The organism is Paraburkholderia edwinii, assembly GCF_019428685.1.
GTDB lineage: Bacteria > Pseudomonadota > Gammaproteobacteria > Burkholderiales > Burkholderiaceae > Paraburkholderia > Paraburkholderia edwinii.
The window spans coordinates 3,107,954-3,124,213 of sequence record NZ_CP080095.1; the positions used below are offsets into that span (position 1 = coordinate 3,107,954).

The 16,260-nt window shown below is 62.7% G+C and carries 13 protein-coding genes and 2 tRNA genes; 5 read left to right on the forward strand and 10 right to left on the reverse strand.

Going from position 1 to position 16,260, the window contains the following annotated elements; genetic code table 11:
• Window positions 1-79 precede the first annotated feature (79 nt).
• Window positions 80-1,078 carry an ABC transporter permease gene (locus KZJ38_RS13745; RefSeq protein WP_425518250.1) on the reverse strand — a complete coding sequence of 333 codons (999 nt, stop codon included), beginning with the start codon at window positions 1,076-1,078 and terminating at the stop codon, window positions 80-82.
• Window positions 1,079-1,398: 320 nt separating this feature from the next.
• On the opposite strand from KZJ38_RS13745, the gene KZJ38_RS13750 reads away from it, so the two are divergent.
• From KZJ38_RS13750 to KZJ38_RS13760, 3 genes are all read left to right on the forward strand, one after another.
• The gene (locus KZJ38_RS13750; protein ID WP_219796424.1) at window positions 1,399-2,304 is read left to right on the forward strand and encodes an NAD-dependent epimerase/dehydratase family protein; all 906 of its coding nucleotides are present in this window, start codon (window positions 1,399-1,401) and stop codon (window positions 2,302-2,304) included.
• A 303-nt stretch (window positions 2,305-2,607) separates the two neighbouring features.
• Window positions 2,608-3,477, forward strand: a complete 870-nt coding sequence (locus KZJ38_RS13755; protein ID WP_219796425.1) for a DUF1223 domain-containing protein — start codon at window positions 2,608-2,610, stop codon at window positions 3,475-3,477.
• A gap of 129 nt (window positions 3,478-3,606) precedes the next feature.
• Window positions 3,607-4,119 carry a cytochrome P460 family protein gene (locus KZJ38_RS13760; protein ID WP_219796426.1) on the forward strand — a complete coding sequence of 171 codons (513 nt, stop codon included), beginning with the start codon at window positions 3,607-3,609 and terminating at the stop codon, window positions 4,117-4,119.
• Between the two features lie 183 nt (window positions 4,120-4,302).
• Here KZJ38_RS13760 and KZJ38_RS13765 read toward each other — a convergent pair.
• A tRNA-Ala gene (locus KZJ38_RS13765) sits at window positions 4,303-4,378 on the reverse strand.
• A gap of 99 nt (window positions 4,379-4,477) precedes the next feature.
• On the reverse strand, window positions 4,478-5,911 hold the full coding sequence (gene gltX / locus KZJ38_RS13770; RefSeq protein WP_219796427.1) for a glutamate--tRNA ligase: 1,434 nt from the start codon (window positions 5,909-5,911) through the stop codon (window positions 4,478-4,480).
• Between the two features lie 163 nt (window positions 5,912-6,074).
• Between gltX and KZJ38_RS13775 the strand changes: the two genes are divergently transcribed.
• Complete coding sequence (locus KZJ38_RS13775; protein ID WP_425518356.1) at window positions 6,075-7,061, forward strand: patatin-like phospholipase family protein; 987 nt, start codon at window positions 6,075-6,077, stop codon at window positions 7,059-7,061.
• A gap of 163 nt (window positions 7,062-7,224) precedes the next feature.
• Here KZJ38_RS13775 and KZJ38_RS13780 read toward each other — a convergent pair whose 3' ends face one another.
• The 5 genes from KZJ38_RS13780 to KZJ38_RS13800 form a co-directional block, all read right to left on the reverse strand.
• A complete protein-coding gene (locus tag KZJ38_RS13780; RefSeq protein WP_219796429.1) occupies window positions 7,225-7,965 on the reverse strand; it encodes a C40 family peptidase in 741 nt (246 codons plus the stop codon).
• Window positions 7,966-8,086: 121 nt separating this feature from the next.
• Window positions 8,087-9,739, reverse strand: a complete 1,653-nt coding sequence (locus KZJ38_RS13785; protein ID WP_246641470.1) for an ABC transporter ATP-binding protein — start codon at window positions 9,737-9,739, stop codon at window positions 8,087-8,089.
• Window positions 9,736-10,842, reverse strand: coding sequence for an ABC transporter permease (locus tag KZJ38_RS13790; protein ID WP_219796430.1), 1,107 nt, complete (start codon window positions 10,840-10,842; stop codon window positions 9,736-9,738). Before KZJ38_RS13790 ends, KZJ38_RS13785 begins: the two co-directional genes overlap by 4 nt.
• A gap of 1 nt (window position 10,843) precedes the next feature.
• Window positions 10,844-11,884 (reverse strand): microcin C ABC transporter permease YejB, encoded by a 1,041-nt coding sequence (locus tag KZJ38_RS13795; RefSeq protein ID WP_219796431.1) that lies wholly within the window; start codon window positions 11,882-11,884, stop codon window positions 10,844-10,846.
• A gap of 77 nt (window positions 11,885-11,961) precedes the next feature.
• Window positions 11,962-13,923: an extracellular solute-binding protein gene (locus KZJ38_RS13800; protein ID WP_219796432.1), complete on the reverse strand. Its 1,962-nt coding sequence runs from the start codon at window positions 13,921-13,923 to the stop codon at window positions 11,962-11,964.
• Between the two features lie 199 nt (window positions 13,924-14,122).
• Here KZJ38_RS13800 and fabI point away from each other — a divergent pair, with 199 nt between their 5' ends.
• Window positions 14,123-14,917, forward strand: a complete 795-nt coding sequence (gene fabI / locus KZJ38_RS13805) for an enoyl-ACP reductase FabI (protein WP_219796433.1) — start codon at window positions 14,123-14,125, stop codon at window positions 14,915-14,917.
• A gap of 248 nt (window positions 14,918-15,165) precedes the next feature.
• Here fabI and KZJ38_RS13810 read toward each other — a convergent pair whose 3' ends face one another.
• Window positions 15,166-15,507: a hypothetical protein gene (locus KZJ38_RS13810; protein ID WP_219796434.1), complete on the reverse strand. Its 342-nt coding sequence runs from the start codon at window positions 15,505-15,507 to the stop codon at window positions 15,166-15,168.
• Between the two features lie 522 nt (window positions 15,508-16,029).
• Window positions 16,030-16,123: transfer RNA gene (locus KZJ38_RS13815), tRNA-Ser, on the reverse strand.
• Between the last annotated feature and the right edge of the window lie 137 nt (window positions 16,124-16,260).

Here is a 16,260-nt window from a genome sequence, read left to right on the forward strand (position 1 = left end):
ATTCATCGCTTGCTTTTTGTACATCTCTCAGGTGCACGGCACGCGCGAGCTCGTCTGGGGTCTGTCCGGGTCCGGTTACCTAGCGCCCCTTGCGGCGCAGCCGCCAGATGTCGATGCTCACTGCGATCAGGATGACGCAGCCGGTGATGGTCTGCTGCGCGTAGGTGTCGATATTGAGCAGCACCACGCCGTTCGTGATGATGCCGGCCAGCGCCGCACCGATAATCGCGCCTTCGACGCTGCCGACGCCGCCCGACAGGCTCGCACCGCCGATCGCGGCAGCGGCGATTACGTCGAGTTCCGCGCCGAAGCCGGCCGCCGGTTCCGCTGAAACGAAGCGCGAGAAGCTGATCACGCCGGCCAGCGCCGCAATCGCGCCCGACAGCGCATAGACAATGAATTTCACGCGCGCGGTGCGTACACCGCTTAGCAGCGCGGCGGTTTCATTGCCGCCCGTCGCGTAGACATGGCGGCCGAACCGCGTGCGTCGCATCACGACCGAAAAGCACGCGGCCAGCACCGCCATCACGACGACCGGAAACGGAATAAAGCCGACATAGCCCTGGCCGATATAGGTGAAACTGTCGGGCACGTCGGGCGTGACCGGCACGCCCTTCGTAATGATGTACATGAGGCCGCGCCCGATGCTGAGCGTGCCGAGCGTCGCGATGAACGGCGGCAACTGGATGCGCGTGACGAGAAAGCCGTTGAACGCGCCGACGATCACACCGGTCAGGAGGCCCGCCGCGACCGCGGCGAAGGCACCCAGGCCGTGCTGGAACGACAGCGCGGTGACGAGCGATGAGAGGCCCATGACCGAACCGACCGACAGATCGATGCCGCCCGTAATAATGACGAGCATCATCCCAACGGCCATGATCGCGGTCAGCGAAAACGAGCGGAACACGCCCATCAGATTGTTGGTCGTCAGGAAATATGGCGAAAACACGCTGATCAGCACGCCGACGAGGATCAGCACCGCGAGAATATTCAGCTCGCGGATGCGCAGGCCGGCGCGCAGCATCGCAAGCGGAGCCGGCACAGCGGGCGCTTCGGTTTTCGACGGGATGGCTCTCAAAAGACGTCTCCTCGCTGTCGCTCGATCTGATGCGGGTCTGGTGCGGGTGTGGTGCCGGTCTGGTGCGGTTGGGCGGTCCGGTTTCGGCTACGCGTCCGACATCGCGATGATCTTAGGTGCATACCGCGCCAGGAAACTGTGACGGGCGTCATACAAACCTATTGGGGTTGTCCCGGGGCCAACTATGACGTCCGTCACACCCGATTCGCCGGGAACTCGCTAAGCTTCGGGTAAGGTCCGAACCGTGAAGCGCGTGCGAAACGCGCACGCGAAAAAAGCGAGTCCGGCCCCTCCAACTTTCCTTACAAGGAGCAAACCGCATGACGAAGCGAGTGGTAGTGACCGGTGGCAGCGGCCTCGCCGGCAAGTGGGTCGTCGAGAATCTGGTCGAGCACGGTTACGAGGTGATGAACCTCGACCGCACGCCGATGCCGAAGCGCACCGCGCGCACGCTGATCACCGACATCACCGACGCAGGCCAGGTATTCAACGCGCTCGCATCGAGCACCGCGCCGGCCGAATTCGTCGACGACCTCGAGCCGAAGCCGATCGACGCGATCGTCCACTTCGCGGCGATCCCGCGCATCATGGTGACGCCCGACAACGAAGTGTTCCGCATCAACGTGATGGGCACGTACAACATTCTCGACGCAGCGTCGAAGCTTGGTATCCGCAAGGTGATCGTGGCGTCGAGCGAGACGACGTACGGCGTCGTGTTCGCGCATCGTCATCGCAATCCGCAGTACTTTCCGCTCGACGAGGACTATCCGGTCGACCCGATGGACAGCTACGCGACGTCGAAGGTCATCAACGAAGTGACCGCCAAGGCGTTTCATGCGCGCACGGGCTCGGATATCTACTGCTTCCGGATCGGCAACGTGCTCGATCCCGAGGACTACGCGAAGTTCAACACGGAATGGCTCAAGGATCCGGGCATGCGCAAACGTATCGCGTGGAGCTATATCGATGGACGCGATCTGGCGAACGCATGCCGTCTCGCGATCGAAAAGGACGGCCTCGGCTTCGAGGTGATGAACATCGCCGCCGACGATGTGTCGTCGGATGTGCCGACTGCCGAACTGATCAAACGCTACTATCCGGAAGTGCCGGTGAAGAGGAAGCTCGGCGAGTTCGAGACGCTGCTCAGTAATGAAAAGCTGAAGCGCCTGCTCGGGTGGAAGCAGCAACATTACTGGCGCGATGAGGCGAAGAAGCACCCGGCTTGAGCGGTTATAAAGCGCGAATATCAAGCGCGAGTATCAAGCGCGCGTTTTGAGCGCCTGTTTCAAGCGCGCTTTCCGCTAGCCTCACGGATAAGCCGCGTTTCAACTCACTGATCTTCCCGCAGGGCGCGCTTCATCGATTAGCGCGCCCTCCTTTTTTGTATCGCAATGTATCCGGACGCGATACGGATACACAGCCGCGCGCTTTCGCGGCTATCCCGCGGCAATGCCGCGGCAATCCGGACATAAGCCAGATACGTGCATACGTTCCAATGCGTGCACGAACAACGCTCATTGGATATCGCCATGCGGATATCGACCTGCCTCGCGCACGCCGCACTCCTTATTTCAGGCATCGCCCTTACTGCTCACGCCGCGTCCGAGCGCGCGTGCAGCGTCGCCAGTCCCGCGCATCGCGTCGCGCTTGTCGAGCTTTATACGAGCGAAGGCTGCGATAGCTGCCCGCCCGCCGACAACTGGCTCAGCCAATTGAATCGCGAGCGGCATCGCGACGCGGTCGTGCCGCTCGCGATGCACGTCGACTACTGGGACAACGCCGACTGGCGCGACCGTTTCGCGCAACCCGCGTTCACCGCGCGGCAGAAGTATCTGAGCTCGAAAGGCGGCTCGCATATCGTCTATACGCCGGCGATCTATGTGGGCGGGCAAGAGCTGCGCGGCTGGTCCAGCAGCACGAGCTTCAGCGAACGCGTGCAGCAGTTGGAGACGCAGCCGGCGCCGGCTGACATCCGCATCGGCGCGCAGACGTCGCCGTCGGGCACCGTCGCGTTCGACGCGCGCATCGATGCGCGCACGCCGCTTCCGGGCGACGCCTTCGCGTATGTCGCGGTCTACGAGGATGGCTTGAAGAGCGATGTCAAGGGCGGCGAAAACGCCGGCGCAACGCTGCATCACGATCGCGTGACGCGCAACTGGTTCGGGCCGGTGCCGATCGTCGGCGGCCATGCGCGGATCACGGGCAGTTACCCGGCTGTCGAGTCGGCGAAGCAAGGCGTGGTTGCGTTCGTCGAAAGCGCGTCGACGGGCGAGGTGCTGCAGGTCGCCGAGTTGCCTCGTTGCGATGACGGCGCCGCGGGGGTCGCTGGTAGCGCCGGGCCCACCGGTGGCGGCTCGCGCGGCACTGCCGGCGCGGGTGACGTTCGCCCGGTACGATAACCCCGGGCGATCATCTCAAAGCTTCAAACCATCGCCGTCTCTCACCTGATACCTGGCAATCCAGACCGATGAGTTGTCGTGTTGCCTGCGCAACTTCCGGACATCGACAGAAGGAAAAGGAGCTCGCCCATGAAGCGTATCTGGACTGGCCTCATCGCCACGTTGCTGCTGTCGCTTGCCTCGACGACACCCTCGTTCGCCGCGTCGAACGATACGCATGCCGAAGCAGCGTCGCCGATCTACGGCGTGACGATTCCGCACGGCTACCGGAAGTGGCAGTTCGTCGCGCCCGCCGAGGAAGCGGATCCGCTCAACGAGTTGCGCATCGTGCTCGGCAATCCGGCTGCGATGAAGGCGCTCGAGAAAAACACGCTGCCGTTTCCGGACGGATCGATACTCGTGAAGCTCGCGTGGAAACGCGTGCCGTCCGCGGAATTCGCCCCGGCGTCGGTGCCCGGCGCCGCGACGACCGTGCAGGTCATGGTGAAGAACTCGAAGCGCTATCGTGATTCAGGCGGCTGGGGCTTCGGCCGTTTCATCAACGGGCAGCCGGCCGATCTCGCGCAGCATCAGACGTGCTTTGCGTGCCATCAGGCGCGTGTGAAGAACCATGATTTCGTGTTTACGCGGCTTGCGCCGTAGTCGCTGTTCGCGATGAACACGCCGAGCGCAACGAACGCGCGGCAGAAAATCGACCGTAGAAAAGACAAAAGCCCCGACTGACTGTACGGGGCTTTTTCATGTGCGGCGGTGTTGCTGACTTCTTTGCGCGGGGCTTGTACTTCTGTGACGCTACTTCTCGTGACTCTGTCTGCTGACCTGTGTTGGTGGAGGTAAGCGGGATCGAACCGCTGACCTCTTGCATGCCATGCAAGCGCTCTCCCAGCTGAGCTATACCCCCTTGCAGAACAGAAGCGAGATTTTAGACATCAAATCGCGCTTTGTAAATACCCTTTGCATCGATACCTTTTGGTTCGACGGTGTCGATGGTATCCGCGAGTCAGCCGAGCGCCTTGCCGACGCCGCTCGCGATGCGGCTCACCACCGTCTCGCGGCCGAACAGCATCAGCACGCTGTCGATCGACGGCGTGTGCGTCGTGCCCGCCACGAGCAGTCGCACCGGCATCGCGAGTTGCGGCATCTTGAGCTTCTGCGACGCGAGCACGGCCTTCATCGCCGCGGCAATCGCTTCCTTCGTCCACTCGACGGTTTTCAGCGCGTCGGCCAGTTCGGCGAGCGCCGGACGCACCGCATCGGTCACGTGCTGCGCGAGCGCTTCGGGCTCCGGAGCCGGCTCGCGATAGAACATCGCCGCGTTGGTGGCGATCTCCTTCACCGTCGACGCGCGGTCCTTCATCAGACCGACGACCGCGGGCAGATCGGCGCCCCTGGCGAGCGTCGCTTCATCGATACCGAGTTCCGCGAAAAACGGCTTCGCGAGATCGGCCAGGCGCGCGTTGTCCGCTTCCTTGATGTAGTGGTTATTCAACCAGTTGAGCTTGTCGTGGTCGTATTGCGCGGGCGACTTGCCCAGATGCTCGAGGTCGAACCACTCGAGAAACTGCTCGCGCGAGAAGATCTCCGCGTCGCCGTGCGACCAGCCCAGACGCGCGAGATAGTTGACCACCGCTTCCGGCAGATAGCCGGCATCGCGGTAACCCATCACGCTCATCGCGCCATGGCGCTTGCTCATCTTTTCGCCCTGCTCGTTGAGCACGGTCGGCAGATGCGCGTAGACCGGCACCTCGCCGCCGAGCGCACGCAGGATATTGATCTGGCGCGGCGTGTTGTTCACGTGATCGTCGCCGCGAATCACGTGCGTGATGCGCATGTCGAGATCGTCGACGACCACGCAGAAGTTGTACGTCGGCGTGCCGTCCGGACGCGCGATGACGAGGTCGTCGAGTTCCTCATTCGAAATCTCGATGGGGCCCTTCACCGCGTCGTCCCATGCGACCACGCCCGTCAGCGGATTGCGAAAGCGCAGCACGGGCTTCACGCCTTCCGGGGGCGTGGGCAGCACCTTGCCGGGCTCGGGGCGCCACGTGCCGTCATAGCGCGGTTTCAGGCCCGCCAGACGCTGCCGCTCGCGCAACGCGTCGAGCTCTTCGGTCGACATGTAGCACGGGTACGCGAGGCCCTTTTCCACCATCTGCTGCAGCACCTCGCGATAGCGGTCCATGCGCTGCATCTGATAGAACGGGCCCTCGTCGATATCGAGGTCGAGCCATGCCATGCCTTCGAGAATCGCGTCCACCGATGCTTCGGTCGAGCGTTCGAGGTCGGTGTCTTCAATACGCAGAATGAACACGCCCTTCGATTTGCGCGCAAACGCCCACGGATACAGCGCGGAGCGGATATTGCCGAGGTGGATGAAGCCGGTGGGGCTCGGGGCGAAGCGGGTGCGGACGGGAGTTTGTGCGGAGGCAGTCACGATGGAGCTCGCGGGGCGGCGAATGAAATGCGAAGACGCGAATTATACCTTTGCCCTTCGATCACGATTGGATACGTGTCTGGATACCTGTCTCGCCGATTTGTCGCACGCCGAACGCTTTGCTTTATGATGTGCGCGCCGCGGCCCGCACGCATGCCGCCGGCTGGAGAATTCGTTGAAACAGTCCTCGCCCCGTCTTTCGCGCCGCAACTTTTCGCTGGCTGCGGCTTCAGCCGTGTTGAGCGCCTGCGCGCTGCCCGGCGGCAATAAACAACCCGAACCGGTCAAACCGTCAGACAGCACCGCGTCGAACACGCCACCGCCACCGCTTTCGCCCACGCCGCCCGCCGTCAGGCCGCGGCCGCTGCGTGTCGGGCTCGCGCTCGGCGGCGGCGCCGCGCGCGGCTTTGCGCATATCGGCGTGATCAAAGCGCTCGAGGCGCGCAACATCGAGGTCGATCTCGTATGCGGCACGAGCGCGGGCTCGGTGGTCGGCGCGCTGTACGCGTCGGGAATGAACGGCTTCGCGCTCAATCGCCTCGCGTTGAAAATGGACGAAGCGTCGATCAGCGACTGGGCCATGCCGTTTCGCACGCGCGGTTTTCTGCAAGGCGTTGCGCTGCAGAATTACCTGAACACGACGCTCGACAACCGGCCGATCGAAAAGATGGCGAAGCCGCTCGGCGTTGTCGCGACCGACCTGAAAACCGGCCAGCCGATCCTGTTTCAACGCGGCAATACCGGCATCGCGGTGCGCGCGTCGTGCAGCGTGCCGTCGCTGTTCGAGCCGGTGAAGATCGGCGCGCACGAGTATGTCGACGGCGGCCTCGTGAGCCCTGTGCCGGCGTCGTTTGCGCGCAAGATGGGGGCGGACTTCGTGATCGCGGTCGATATCTCCGCGCGCCCTGAAACGGGTCTCACGGACAGCTCGTTCGACGTGCTGCTGCAGACCTTCACGATCATGGGCCAGACGATCAAGGCCTACGAGCTCGACAAATACGCGGATGTCGTGATCCGCCCGAATCTCGCGGCGATGAGCGGCAGCGACTTCGGGCAGCGTAATGCCGCGATTCTTGCCGGTGAGGAAGCGGTCGCGAAGATCATGCCGGAGTTGCAGCGCAAGCTCGCGGCGAGCCGGGTGGTGGTTTGAGGTAGCGGTTTGAGGCCGCGCCGCTGCGTGGCGGTCCGACGCGCCCCCTTCAGATAAAGGCCGCATCAAAACGAAAGGCCCGCTGCCGGTCGATTCCGGTCAAGCGGGCCTTTCATTATCCAAACAAAAGGCTGCCAAGCAACCCGCAGCCGTCATACGGCGATCAGTTACCGCCGCCGATCGTCGCGCTCACGCGCTGACGCAAATCTTGCTGCTGCTCGGGCGAGAACGACGTCTCAACGCGGCGCGCGCCGGTAAAGCGCTTTTCCCAGTACGCGTCGTCCATGTCGTCGACGCGGATCGTGCTGCCCGTCGACGGCGAGTGCACGAACTTGTTGTCGCCGATATAGATGCCGACGTGCGAGAACGTGCGGCGCATCGTGTTGAAGAACACGAGATCGCCCGGCTTCAGGTCGGCCACGCGGACCTTCTCGCCGACGCGGCTCATTTCCTCTGCGCGACGCGGCAGCGCGAGGCCGAGCGTGTCCTGGAACACGTAGCGCACGAAACCGCTGCAATCGAGCCCGGAATCGGGCGACGAACCGCCCCAGCGGTAGCGCACGCCGATCAGGTTCAGCGCGCCCACCACGACGTCGCCTGCCTTGCCGGCGACGCCTGACAGGAACGAGCGCGCGCCGCCGGTGCTGGCCGGTGTAGACGAGGAGGACGACAACGCGTTCGCCGCGCTACTCGACGAAGTGCTGGGGGAAACCGAGGGAATCAGGAAGTTCGACCCGGCGCCCGAGAAACTCGTGGGGGTCGAAAACGAGGCATTCTGGTTAAAGCTGCTTACTTCGTCGGCAAATGCGTCGGCAAAAGCGCCGGAAGCTGCCACCATCAGTACGCCAATGAACATCCCGGCGACGACGCGCGTGCAAGCCTGGTGGAGAGATCGGTGCTGCATTGGTCGGTAGTTTTTGCCTAAAAATCAGAGGACTAGGAAAAAAGTTTGGTCGATACTAGCCAGTAAGTATTCAAGTGTCAAAAGGAATAGAAAAATACAATTGAGAAAGACATACAATTGGTTACAACAGTGAATTTTCACCACCAGACGCCGCGTTCAGCAGCTTTCGGGTGTAAGGGTGCGAGGGTGACGCAAAAATTTTCTCAACGTCGCCGCTCTCGACTATCGAACCGTTTTTCATCACCGCGACACGATGCGCCATGGCGCCGATCACGGCCAGGTCATGGCTGATGAATATGAAGCCGAGGTTATATTTCTTCTGCAACCCGGCGAGCAGTTTCAGCACCTGCTGCTGAATCGAGACATCGAGCGCGCTCGTTGGTTCGTCGAGAATCAGAATGCGCGGTTCGAGCACGAGCGCGCGTGCGATCGCGATCCGCTGCCGCTGACCGCCCGAGAACTCGTGCGGATAGCGGTATAGCGCGGTGCGGTCGATGCCGACCTCGCGCAGCACCGACACGACCTTTTCGCGGCGCGACGCGATGTCGAGCTGCGGCCGGTGCAGCGCCAACCCCTCGCCGACAATCCGCTCAATCGTGTAGCGCGGCGACAGCGAGCTGAACGGATCCTGAAATACGACCTGCAGGTTCGAACGCAGCGCGGTCTGTTCGCGGCCGCGGTAGCTCGCAAGCGCCCTGCCCTGAAACTCGATCGCGCCGCGCGTGACACGCTGCAGGCCGAGCAGCGCCATCGCAAGCGTCGATTTGCCCGAGCCCGATTCGCCGACAATGCCCAGCGTCTCGCCCTGGCGCACCATGATCGACGCGTCGTCGACCGCGCGGAAGCGGCCCGACTGGAACCAGCCGGCCATGCCGGGCAGCCGCGTCCTGAAGTCGACCGACACCTCGCGCGCATCGAGCAGCACCGGTGCGATCGGCAGCACCGGCACCACCGCGCGCTGTGGGCGGCTTTCGAGCAGCCGTTGCGTGTACGGATGCTGCGGCGAATTGAACACCTGTTCGACCGGCCCGCTTTCGACGAGCACGCCCTTCTCCATCACCGCGATGCGTTGCGCGAAGTGGCGCACGAGGTTCAGGTCGTGCGTGATCAGCAGCACGGCCATGCCGCGTTTTTGCGCTTCTTCGCGCTGCAGGTCGAGCAGCAGATCGACAATCTGCGCGCGAATCGTTACGTCGAGCGCCGTGGTCGGTTCGTCGGCGAGCAACAGACGCGGACGGCACGCGAGCGCCATCGCGATCATCGCGCGCTGCCGCTGCCCGCCCGAGAGCTGATGCGGGTAGCTGTTGACGCGCTTGCCGGGCTCGGTGATGCCCGTGTGTCCGAGCAGCTCCACTGCGCGCTTGCGCGCCTCGGCGGCCGATACTCCGTCGTGCAGCACGATCGTTTCAGCGATCTGCTCCCCGATCGTATAGAGCGGATTCAGGGCCGTCATCGGCTCCTGGAAGATCATCGCGATATCGGAGCCGCGCAGGCCGCGCATGGCGCGCTCGCTTTTCGCGAGCAGATCTTCGCCGTTGAAGCGGATCGCGCCGCTCGTCTGCGCGTCCTGCAGCAGACGCAGGATGGACAGCGCGGTCACGCTCTTGCCCGAACCCGATTCGCCGACCAGCGCAACGCGTTCGCCGCGCGCGATGGAGAGCGAGACGTCCTCGACCGCGACCGTGTCGCCGAAGCGCACGTTCAGATGTTCGATTTCCAGCAGCGGCACATGAGACTCAAGCGGCTCATGCCGGTTTTGAATGGCGTCGCTCACTGGTTACCTCCGGCGCGCATCGCATCTGAAAGACGCGTATCGAGCGCGTTACGCAGCGCGTCGCCCATAAACGTGAGCAGCATCAGCGTAACGACCAGCACGCAAAACGTCGACATCGAGATCCACCATGCGTCGAGGTTCGCCTTGCCTTGCGACAGCAGCTCGCCGAGACTCGGCGTCGGCGGCGGCACGCCGAGGCCGAGGAAATCGAGGCTCGTTAGCGCGAGAATCGCGCCACTCATGCGGAACGGTAGGAATGTGATGACGGGCGTCAGACTATTGGGCAGCACATGGCGCCAGATGATCTGCCAGTTCGACAGCCCGATCGCGCGCGCGGCGCGCACATAGTCCTGCTGACGATTGCGCAGAAACTCCGCGCGCACGTAGTCGGATAAACCGATCCAGCCGAACAGCGACAGCAGCACGATCAGCAGGATAAAACCGGGCTCGAAGATCGACGCGAAGATGATCAGCAAATAGAGTTCCGGCAGCGCGCTCCAGATTTCAATGAGCCGTTGGCCGACAATGTCAGTCTTGCCGCCGAAAAAGCCCTGCACGGCGCCCGCGAGTACACCGAGCACCGTGCCGATCAGCGTCAGCACGAGTGCGAATTCGACCGACACGCGAAAGCCGTACACGAGTCTTGCGACCAGATCGCGGCCCTGCGCGTCGGTGCCGAGCCAGTTGTCGCGCGACGGCGGCGCCGGGTTCGGCACCTTCGAGAAGTAGTTCAGCGTGTCGTAGTAGTACGGATTCGGCGGATAGACCGCGAAGTTGCCGTTCAGCTCGAAGCGGTGCCGGATATACGGATCGAGATAATCGGCGGGCGTCGGGAAATCGCCGCCGAAGGCGGTTTCCGGATACGTCTCGAAGAGCGGGAAATACAGATGGCCGTCGTAGCGCACCACGAGCGGCTTGTCGTTGCACCACAGCGGCGCCGCGAGGCTCGCCACGAACACGACGATAAAGACGATCAGGCTCCAGTATCCAAGCCGCTGCTTCCTGAAGCGCGCCCACACACGGCGCGCGGGCGTGGGCGAGACGAACGCGCGCACCGGCGTGTCGCGCGAGATCGGTTCGGCATCGGTACGGACGCGGCTCAAATCAGCGCTCCAGTTGTTCGAATTGAATGCGCGGGTCGACCCACACGTAGCAGAGATCGGAAATCAGCTTCGTCGCGAGACCGATCAGCGTGAACAGGTACAGCGTACCAAGCACGACCGGATAGTCGCGCCGCGTGACCGACTCGTACGACAGCAGGCCGAGGCCGTCGAGCGAGAACAGCGTCTCGATCAGCAGACTGCCGGTGAAGAACGCGCCGATAAACGCAGCCGGAAAGCCGACGATCAGCGGCAGGAGCGCATTGCGGAACACGTGCTTCCACAGCACGTGGCGCTCGGACAAACCCTTTGCGCGTGCGGTCAACACATACTGCTTGCGGATCTCGTCGAGAAACGAATTCTTCGTGAGCATCGTGACGACCGCGAAGCTGCCGACCACCGAGGCGACGATCGGCAACGTGATATGCCACAGATAGTCGAGAATCTTGCCGACGAGGCTTAACTGATCCCAGTTGTCCGAAGTGAGATTGCGTAGCGGAAACAGTTGCAGAAAGCTGCCGCCGCCGAACAGCACGAGCAGCAGCACGCCGAGCACGAAGCCCGGAATCGCGTAACCGATCAGCACGATAAAGCTCGTTGCGACGTCGAAATGCGAGCCGTTGCGCACGGCCTTTGCAATGCCGAGCGGGATCGATATCAGATAGGTCAGAAAAAACGTCCAGAGCCCAATGCTGATCGACACGGGCAGCTTCTGCACGATCAGCGACCACACGCTCTGATGGCGGAAATAGCTTTGCCCGAGATCGAAATGCGAAAAGCGCTTGAGCATGAGCCAGTAGCGTTCGAGCGGCGGCTTGTCGAAACCGTAGAGCGCCTTCAGTTGCGCAACCTGTTGCGCGTCGACGCCGCTATGAGCGCGCAGCCCGAACGGCGTGCCGCCTTCGGCGCTGTTGCGGCGCAGTTCGTGCACGGCCTGTTCGACCGGGCCGCCCGGCACGAACTGGATCACGATAAACGTGACGGTCAGCACGCCGATCAGTGTCGGGATCATCAGCAACAGACGTTTGAGGATGTAGCTCCACATGGCGGCAATCCGGTGTGGTGAGGCAGTCGATCGAAAGGCGTTGCGGGGGCGTGGCGAAAACCTGGCGTCGCGCTGCGTTAGTGCGACGCCTGCGTTTGTGCCGGCTGTGGCGCAGACGCTTGCACAGACTGCGGCGGAGCAAACCACCACATCGACACGATCCACCCTTCCGCCCCATAGTACAGCGGCAAGGTCTTCGGCCACGCGAGCCCGCGCTTGAACGCAACACGGTGCGTCGCGCTGTACCACTGCGGCACGACATAGTAACCATGCATCAGCACGCGGTCGAGCGCATGCGTCGCATCGGTCAGTTGTTCGAGCGTCTGCGCACCGACGAGCGCACGCAGGATCGCATCGACGGCTGGCGACTTGAGGCCGATCAGGTTGCCCGAACCGGGCTCGCTGGCGGCCTTGCTGCCGAAGCGGTCGATCATATCGGAGCCGGGCACCTGCGTATCGGGATAGCGCAGCGTCGTCACATCGAAGTCGAATGCATCGAGGCGCTTCTGATAGACCGCGAAGTCGGCTACGCGCATGCGCACGGTTATACCGAGCTTTTGCAGGTTACGGATATACGGCGCAATCACGGGCTCGAAACTCTGCGCGGAACCGGAATCGTCGAGAATCTCGAATTCGAACGGCTCGCCCTTCGCATTGCGCAACGCGCCGTCGCGGTAAGTCCAGCCCGCTTGCGCGAGCAGCTCGCGCGCCTTCAGCAGGTTCGCGCGCAGCGAACCGGGCGGATCGGTATTGGGCTGCACGGGCGGCAAGCCGAACACGGAAGGCTCGAGTTGCGCGCGGTACGGATCGAGCAGCTTCAGTTCGCCCGGCGACGGCAGCCCTTTCGCCTGCCAGTCGGTATTCACGAAAAAGCTGTCGATGCGCTTGTACTGGTTATAGAACAGTTGCCGGTTGAGCCACTGGAAGTCGAGCGCGAGATCGAGCGCCTGCCGCACCCGCACGTCCTGGAACAGCGGCCGCCGCTGGTTCAGGATAAAGCCCTGCATGCCGGTGCCGTTGTGCTGCACAAACTCGCGCTTGATCAGCTCGCCGTCGTCGAACTTCTTGCCGACGTCGCGCCGCACCCAGCTGCGCGCGACATATTCGACGAGCGCATCGTACTCGCCGGCCTTGAACGCTTCGAGCCGCGCGGTCGGGTCGCCGTAGAGCTTGTACTGGATGCGATCGAAGTTGAACATGCCGACGCGCACCGGCAACTTCGCGCCCCAGTAGTTCGGATCGCGCTTGTACGTAATGTTGCGGCCGTTATCGTACTGCTCGATCAGATACGGTCCGCTGCCGATCGGCTTTTCGAACGCAAGCTGATCGAACGACACGCGGCTGCCGTCGGGTTTCACGCCCCACTTGCGCGAAAACACCGGCATGCTGCCCGCCAGCAGCGGCAGTTCGCGATCGCGCTGCTTGAACTCGAAGCGGATCGTGCCCGGGTCCACCACTACCGCGCGCGCGATTTCGCCGAAATAGGCGGCGAATTGCGGTGCGGCCTTCGGGCTCTTCAACGTATCGAACGAGTACTTCACATCGTCGGCGGTCACCGGATCGCCGTTCGAAAAGTGCGCGTGAGGATTGATATGGAAGGTGGTCGACAGGCCATCGGCCGCGATGTTGATGTCGTCCGCAAGCAGGCCGTATGCGGAGGCGACTTCGTCCGAACTGCCGGTGGTCAGGCTCTCGAACAGCACGTCGATGCCGGGTGCCGCATTGCCGCGCAGCGTGAACGGATTGAACTTGTCGAAGCTCGTCGCCCGGCCCGGATTCGCGAGCACCAGCGTGCCGCCTTTCGGCGCATCGGGGTTCACGTAATCGAAGTGTTTGAAGTCCGGCGGGTATTTCGGTTGGCCGTACTGTGCGATCGCGTAGGCCGCGAAGGCCGATGGCGTGAAGAGAAGCGAAGCCAGCAGCAGCCACGCGGCCTGCTGCTTCGCGAATCGCGGAACACCCTTCTCGATAAACAGCACACGCAACACGATGCGCAACGGCGCGCGAACGGGTTCAAGCCATCGTGAATCGAGCGTCATGGTGCCTTGTTCGAAGAGAGTGCAGGACGTGCGAAGGGACGGTGTAGCGCGATGTCCGGATCGTATCAGCGCGGTATCGACATGCTATCAGGCGAGATGCGCGGGCCGGCCCGTTGCAATGTGAGAGAATTCTACCCAAAATCCCGCGCGCGCCCGCTCCTGGCGGACATGCGGCGCACCGACCTCATTAGGAGAATTCATGGGCTTCCTCGCTGGTAAACGTATCCTGCTGACCGGCTTGCTGTCGAATCGTTCAATCGCCTACGGCATTGCACAGGCTTGCAAGCGCGAAGGCGCCGAACTCGCGTTCACGTATGTCGGCGATCGCTTCAAGGATCGCATCACCGAGTTCGCCACCGAGTTCGGCAGCAATCTGGTGTTCCCGTGCGACGTCGGCGACGATGCGCAGATCGATGCGCTGTTCACCTCGCTCAAGCAACACTGGGACGGTCTCGACGGCCTCGTGCACTCGATCGGCTTTGCACCGCGCGAAGCGATTGCCGGCGATTTCCTCGACGGCATGACGCGTGAAAACTTCCGCGTCGCGCACGACATTTCCGCGTACAGCTTCGCGGCGCTTGCGAAGGCCGCGCAGCCGATGCTGTCGAACGACGCGGCGCTGCTCACGCTGACCTATCTCGGTTCTGAGCGCGCGATTCCGAACTACAACACGATGGGGCTCGCCAAGGCATCGCTCGAAGCGAGCGTCCGTTACCTCGCGGTATCGCTCGGCAACAAGGGCGTGCGCGTGAATGGGATTTCCGCAGGCCCGATCAAGACGCTCGCGGCGAGCGGCATCAAGGGCTTCGGCAAGATTCTCGAGTTCGTCGAAGACAATGCGCCGCTCAAGCGCAACGTGACGATCGAACAGGTCGGCAATACGGCGGCGTTCCTGCTGTCGGATCTCGCGGCCGGCGTGACGGCCGAGATCGTGCACGTCGACAGCGGCTTTAATGCAGTGGTCGGCGGGATGGCGGCGGCAGCAGCTGAGTAAGCTCGGCCGCGGTCTACTCCGGGTTTAGAGGGCTCAGAAGCGGAACTCAGAAGCGGGACTCAGAAGCGGCGGCTCAAGAGCGCCCTTCGACAGCGGCACGCGCGCTCACGGCAGCCGATGCGTGGCCGCCCATACTCGGCCGCCCATCTCGATGCGTGGGCAACCGATATAAAAAAACGCCCTCGAAAGGGCGTTTTTTGCTAGTCGACGCGTACGTACCGTGCGCAGTGTTGAGCTGCGCCGGCCGCTTAGTGCCAGCGGCCGCCGTGGCCGTGGTCGTGGCCATAGCCATGGCCGCCGTGATAGCCGCCATGATGGCGATACCAGTCATCGCGACCCCAGTACCGACGGCCGTCCCAATAACGGTCGCCATGCCAGCCGATGACGATCGCAGGCGGCGCTGCATAGACCGGTGCCGGCGCATACACGACCGGCGGAGGCGGCGGCGCTGCGTACACCGGCGCCGGCGCATAGACCGGTGCGGGGATGCCGAGGTTGATACCGACGTGCACTCCTCCAGCCATCGCTGCACTCGACGCGCCGATCGCGAGCGCGCCGACCAGTAACGTAACAAGACGCGTGGTCTTCATGTGTTCACCTATTTTGCGAGTGTGTGTGTTTGTGTTGTCGACTACCTGCGTCTCAATATAACAAACGTAGGCGGCCAGCATATTTCAACTTTGTAATAACTGATGCACAAAATCGCGTCCTGGGCCTGCCTGTAACGCGCAGTTACACGCGACAGGGTTTCGTGACGCAACGGCGCGCCGTCGCTGTTGTGAACCGACGACGCGTGTCTTATCGGCACCACTGCGGAAAACTTGACAGCGCTGCATTCGCCGGTGCTCGCGATATCTGATTTGCAACTTCTCGTTGACAGGTCAGCCGACCCGGATACTGCACAGAAGGTTTCGTGGCCGGATCCATCCACGCTTTCGCGCTTCAAGGCGATAGCGCTGCTTGTGTGCTTACGGCATCGCCTGGTTATCCCAGGTAATCGCGAACATCGGTTTCGCGATTCGTACCTTGGCGGATGAAATCGCAAGCCCATAAAAAACAAAACCCCGTAAGTCCGAGAACTTACGGGGTTCCACCGCCACATACTGACGTACTGGCGGAGACGGAGGGATTCGAACCCTCGATCCAGGTTTTGGCCCAGATGCTCCCTTAGCAGGGGAGTGCCTTCGACCTCTCGGCCACGTCTCCCAAACCTTCGCTCGCGCCAGGGAGGCAGCGCGACGAAGCCAAGATGATAGCGGGTTCGGGATGCGAGGTCAATTTCCCTGGCACAATTTTTATGCCAGCGGTGTCACTGCACTGTCATCGCAAAGCCCGCCGCTCGA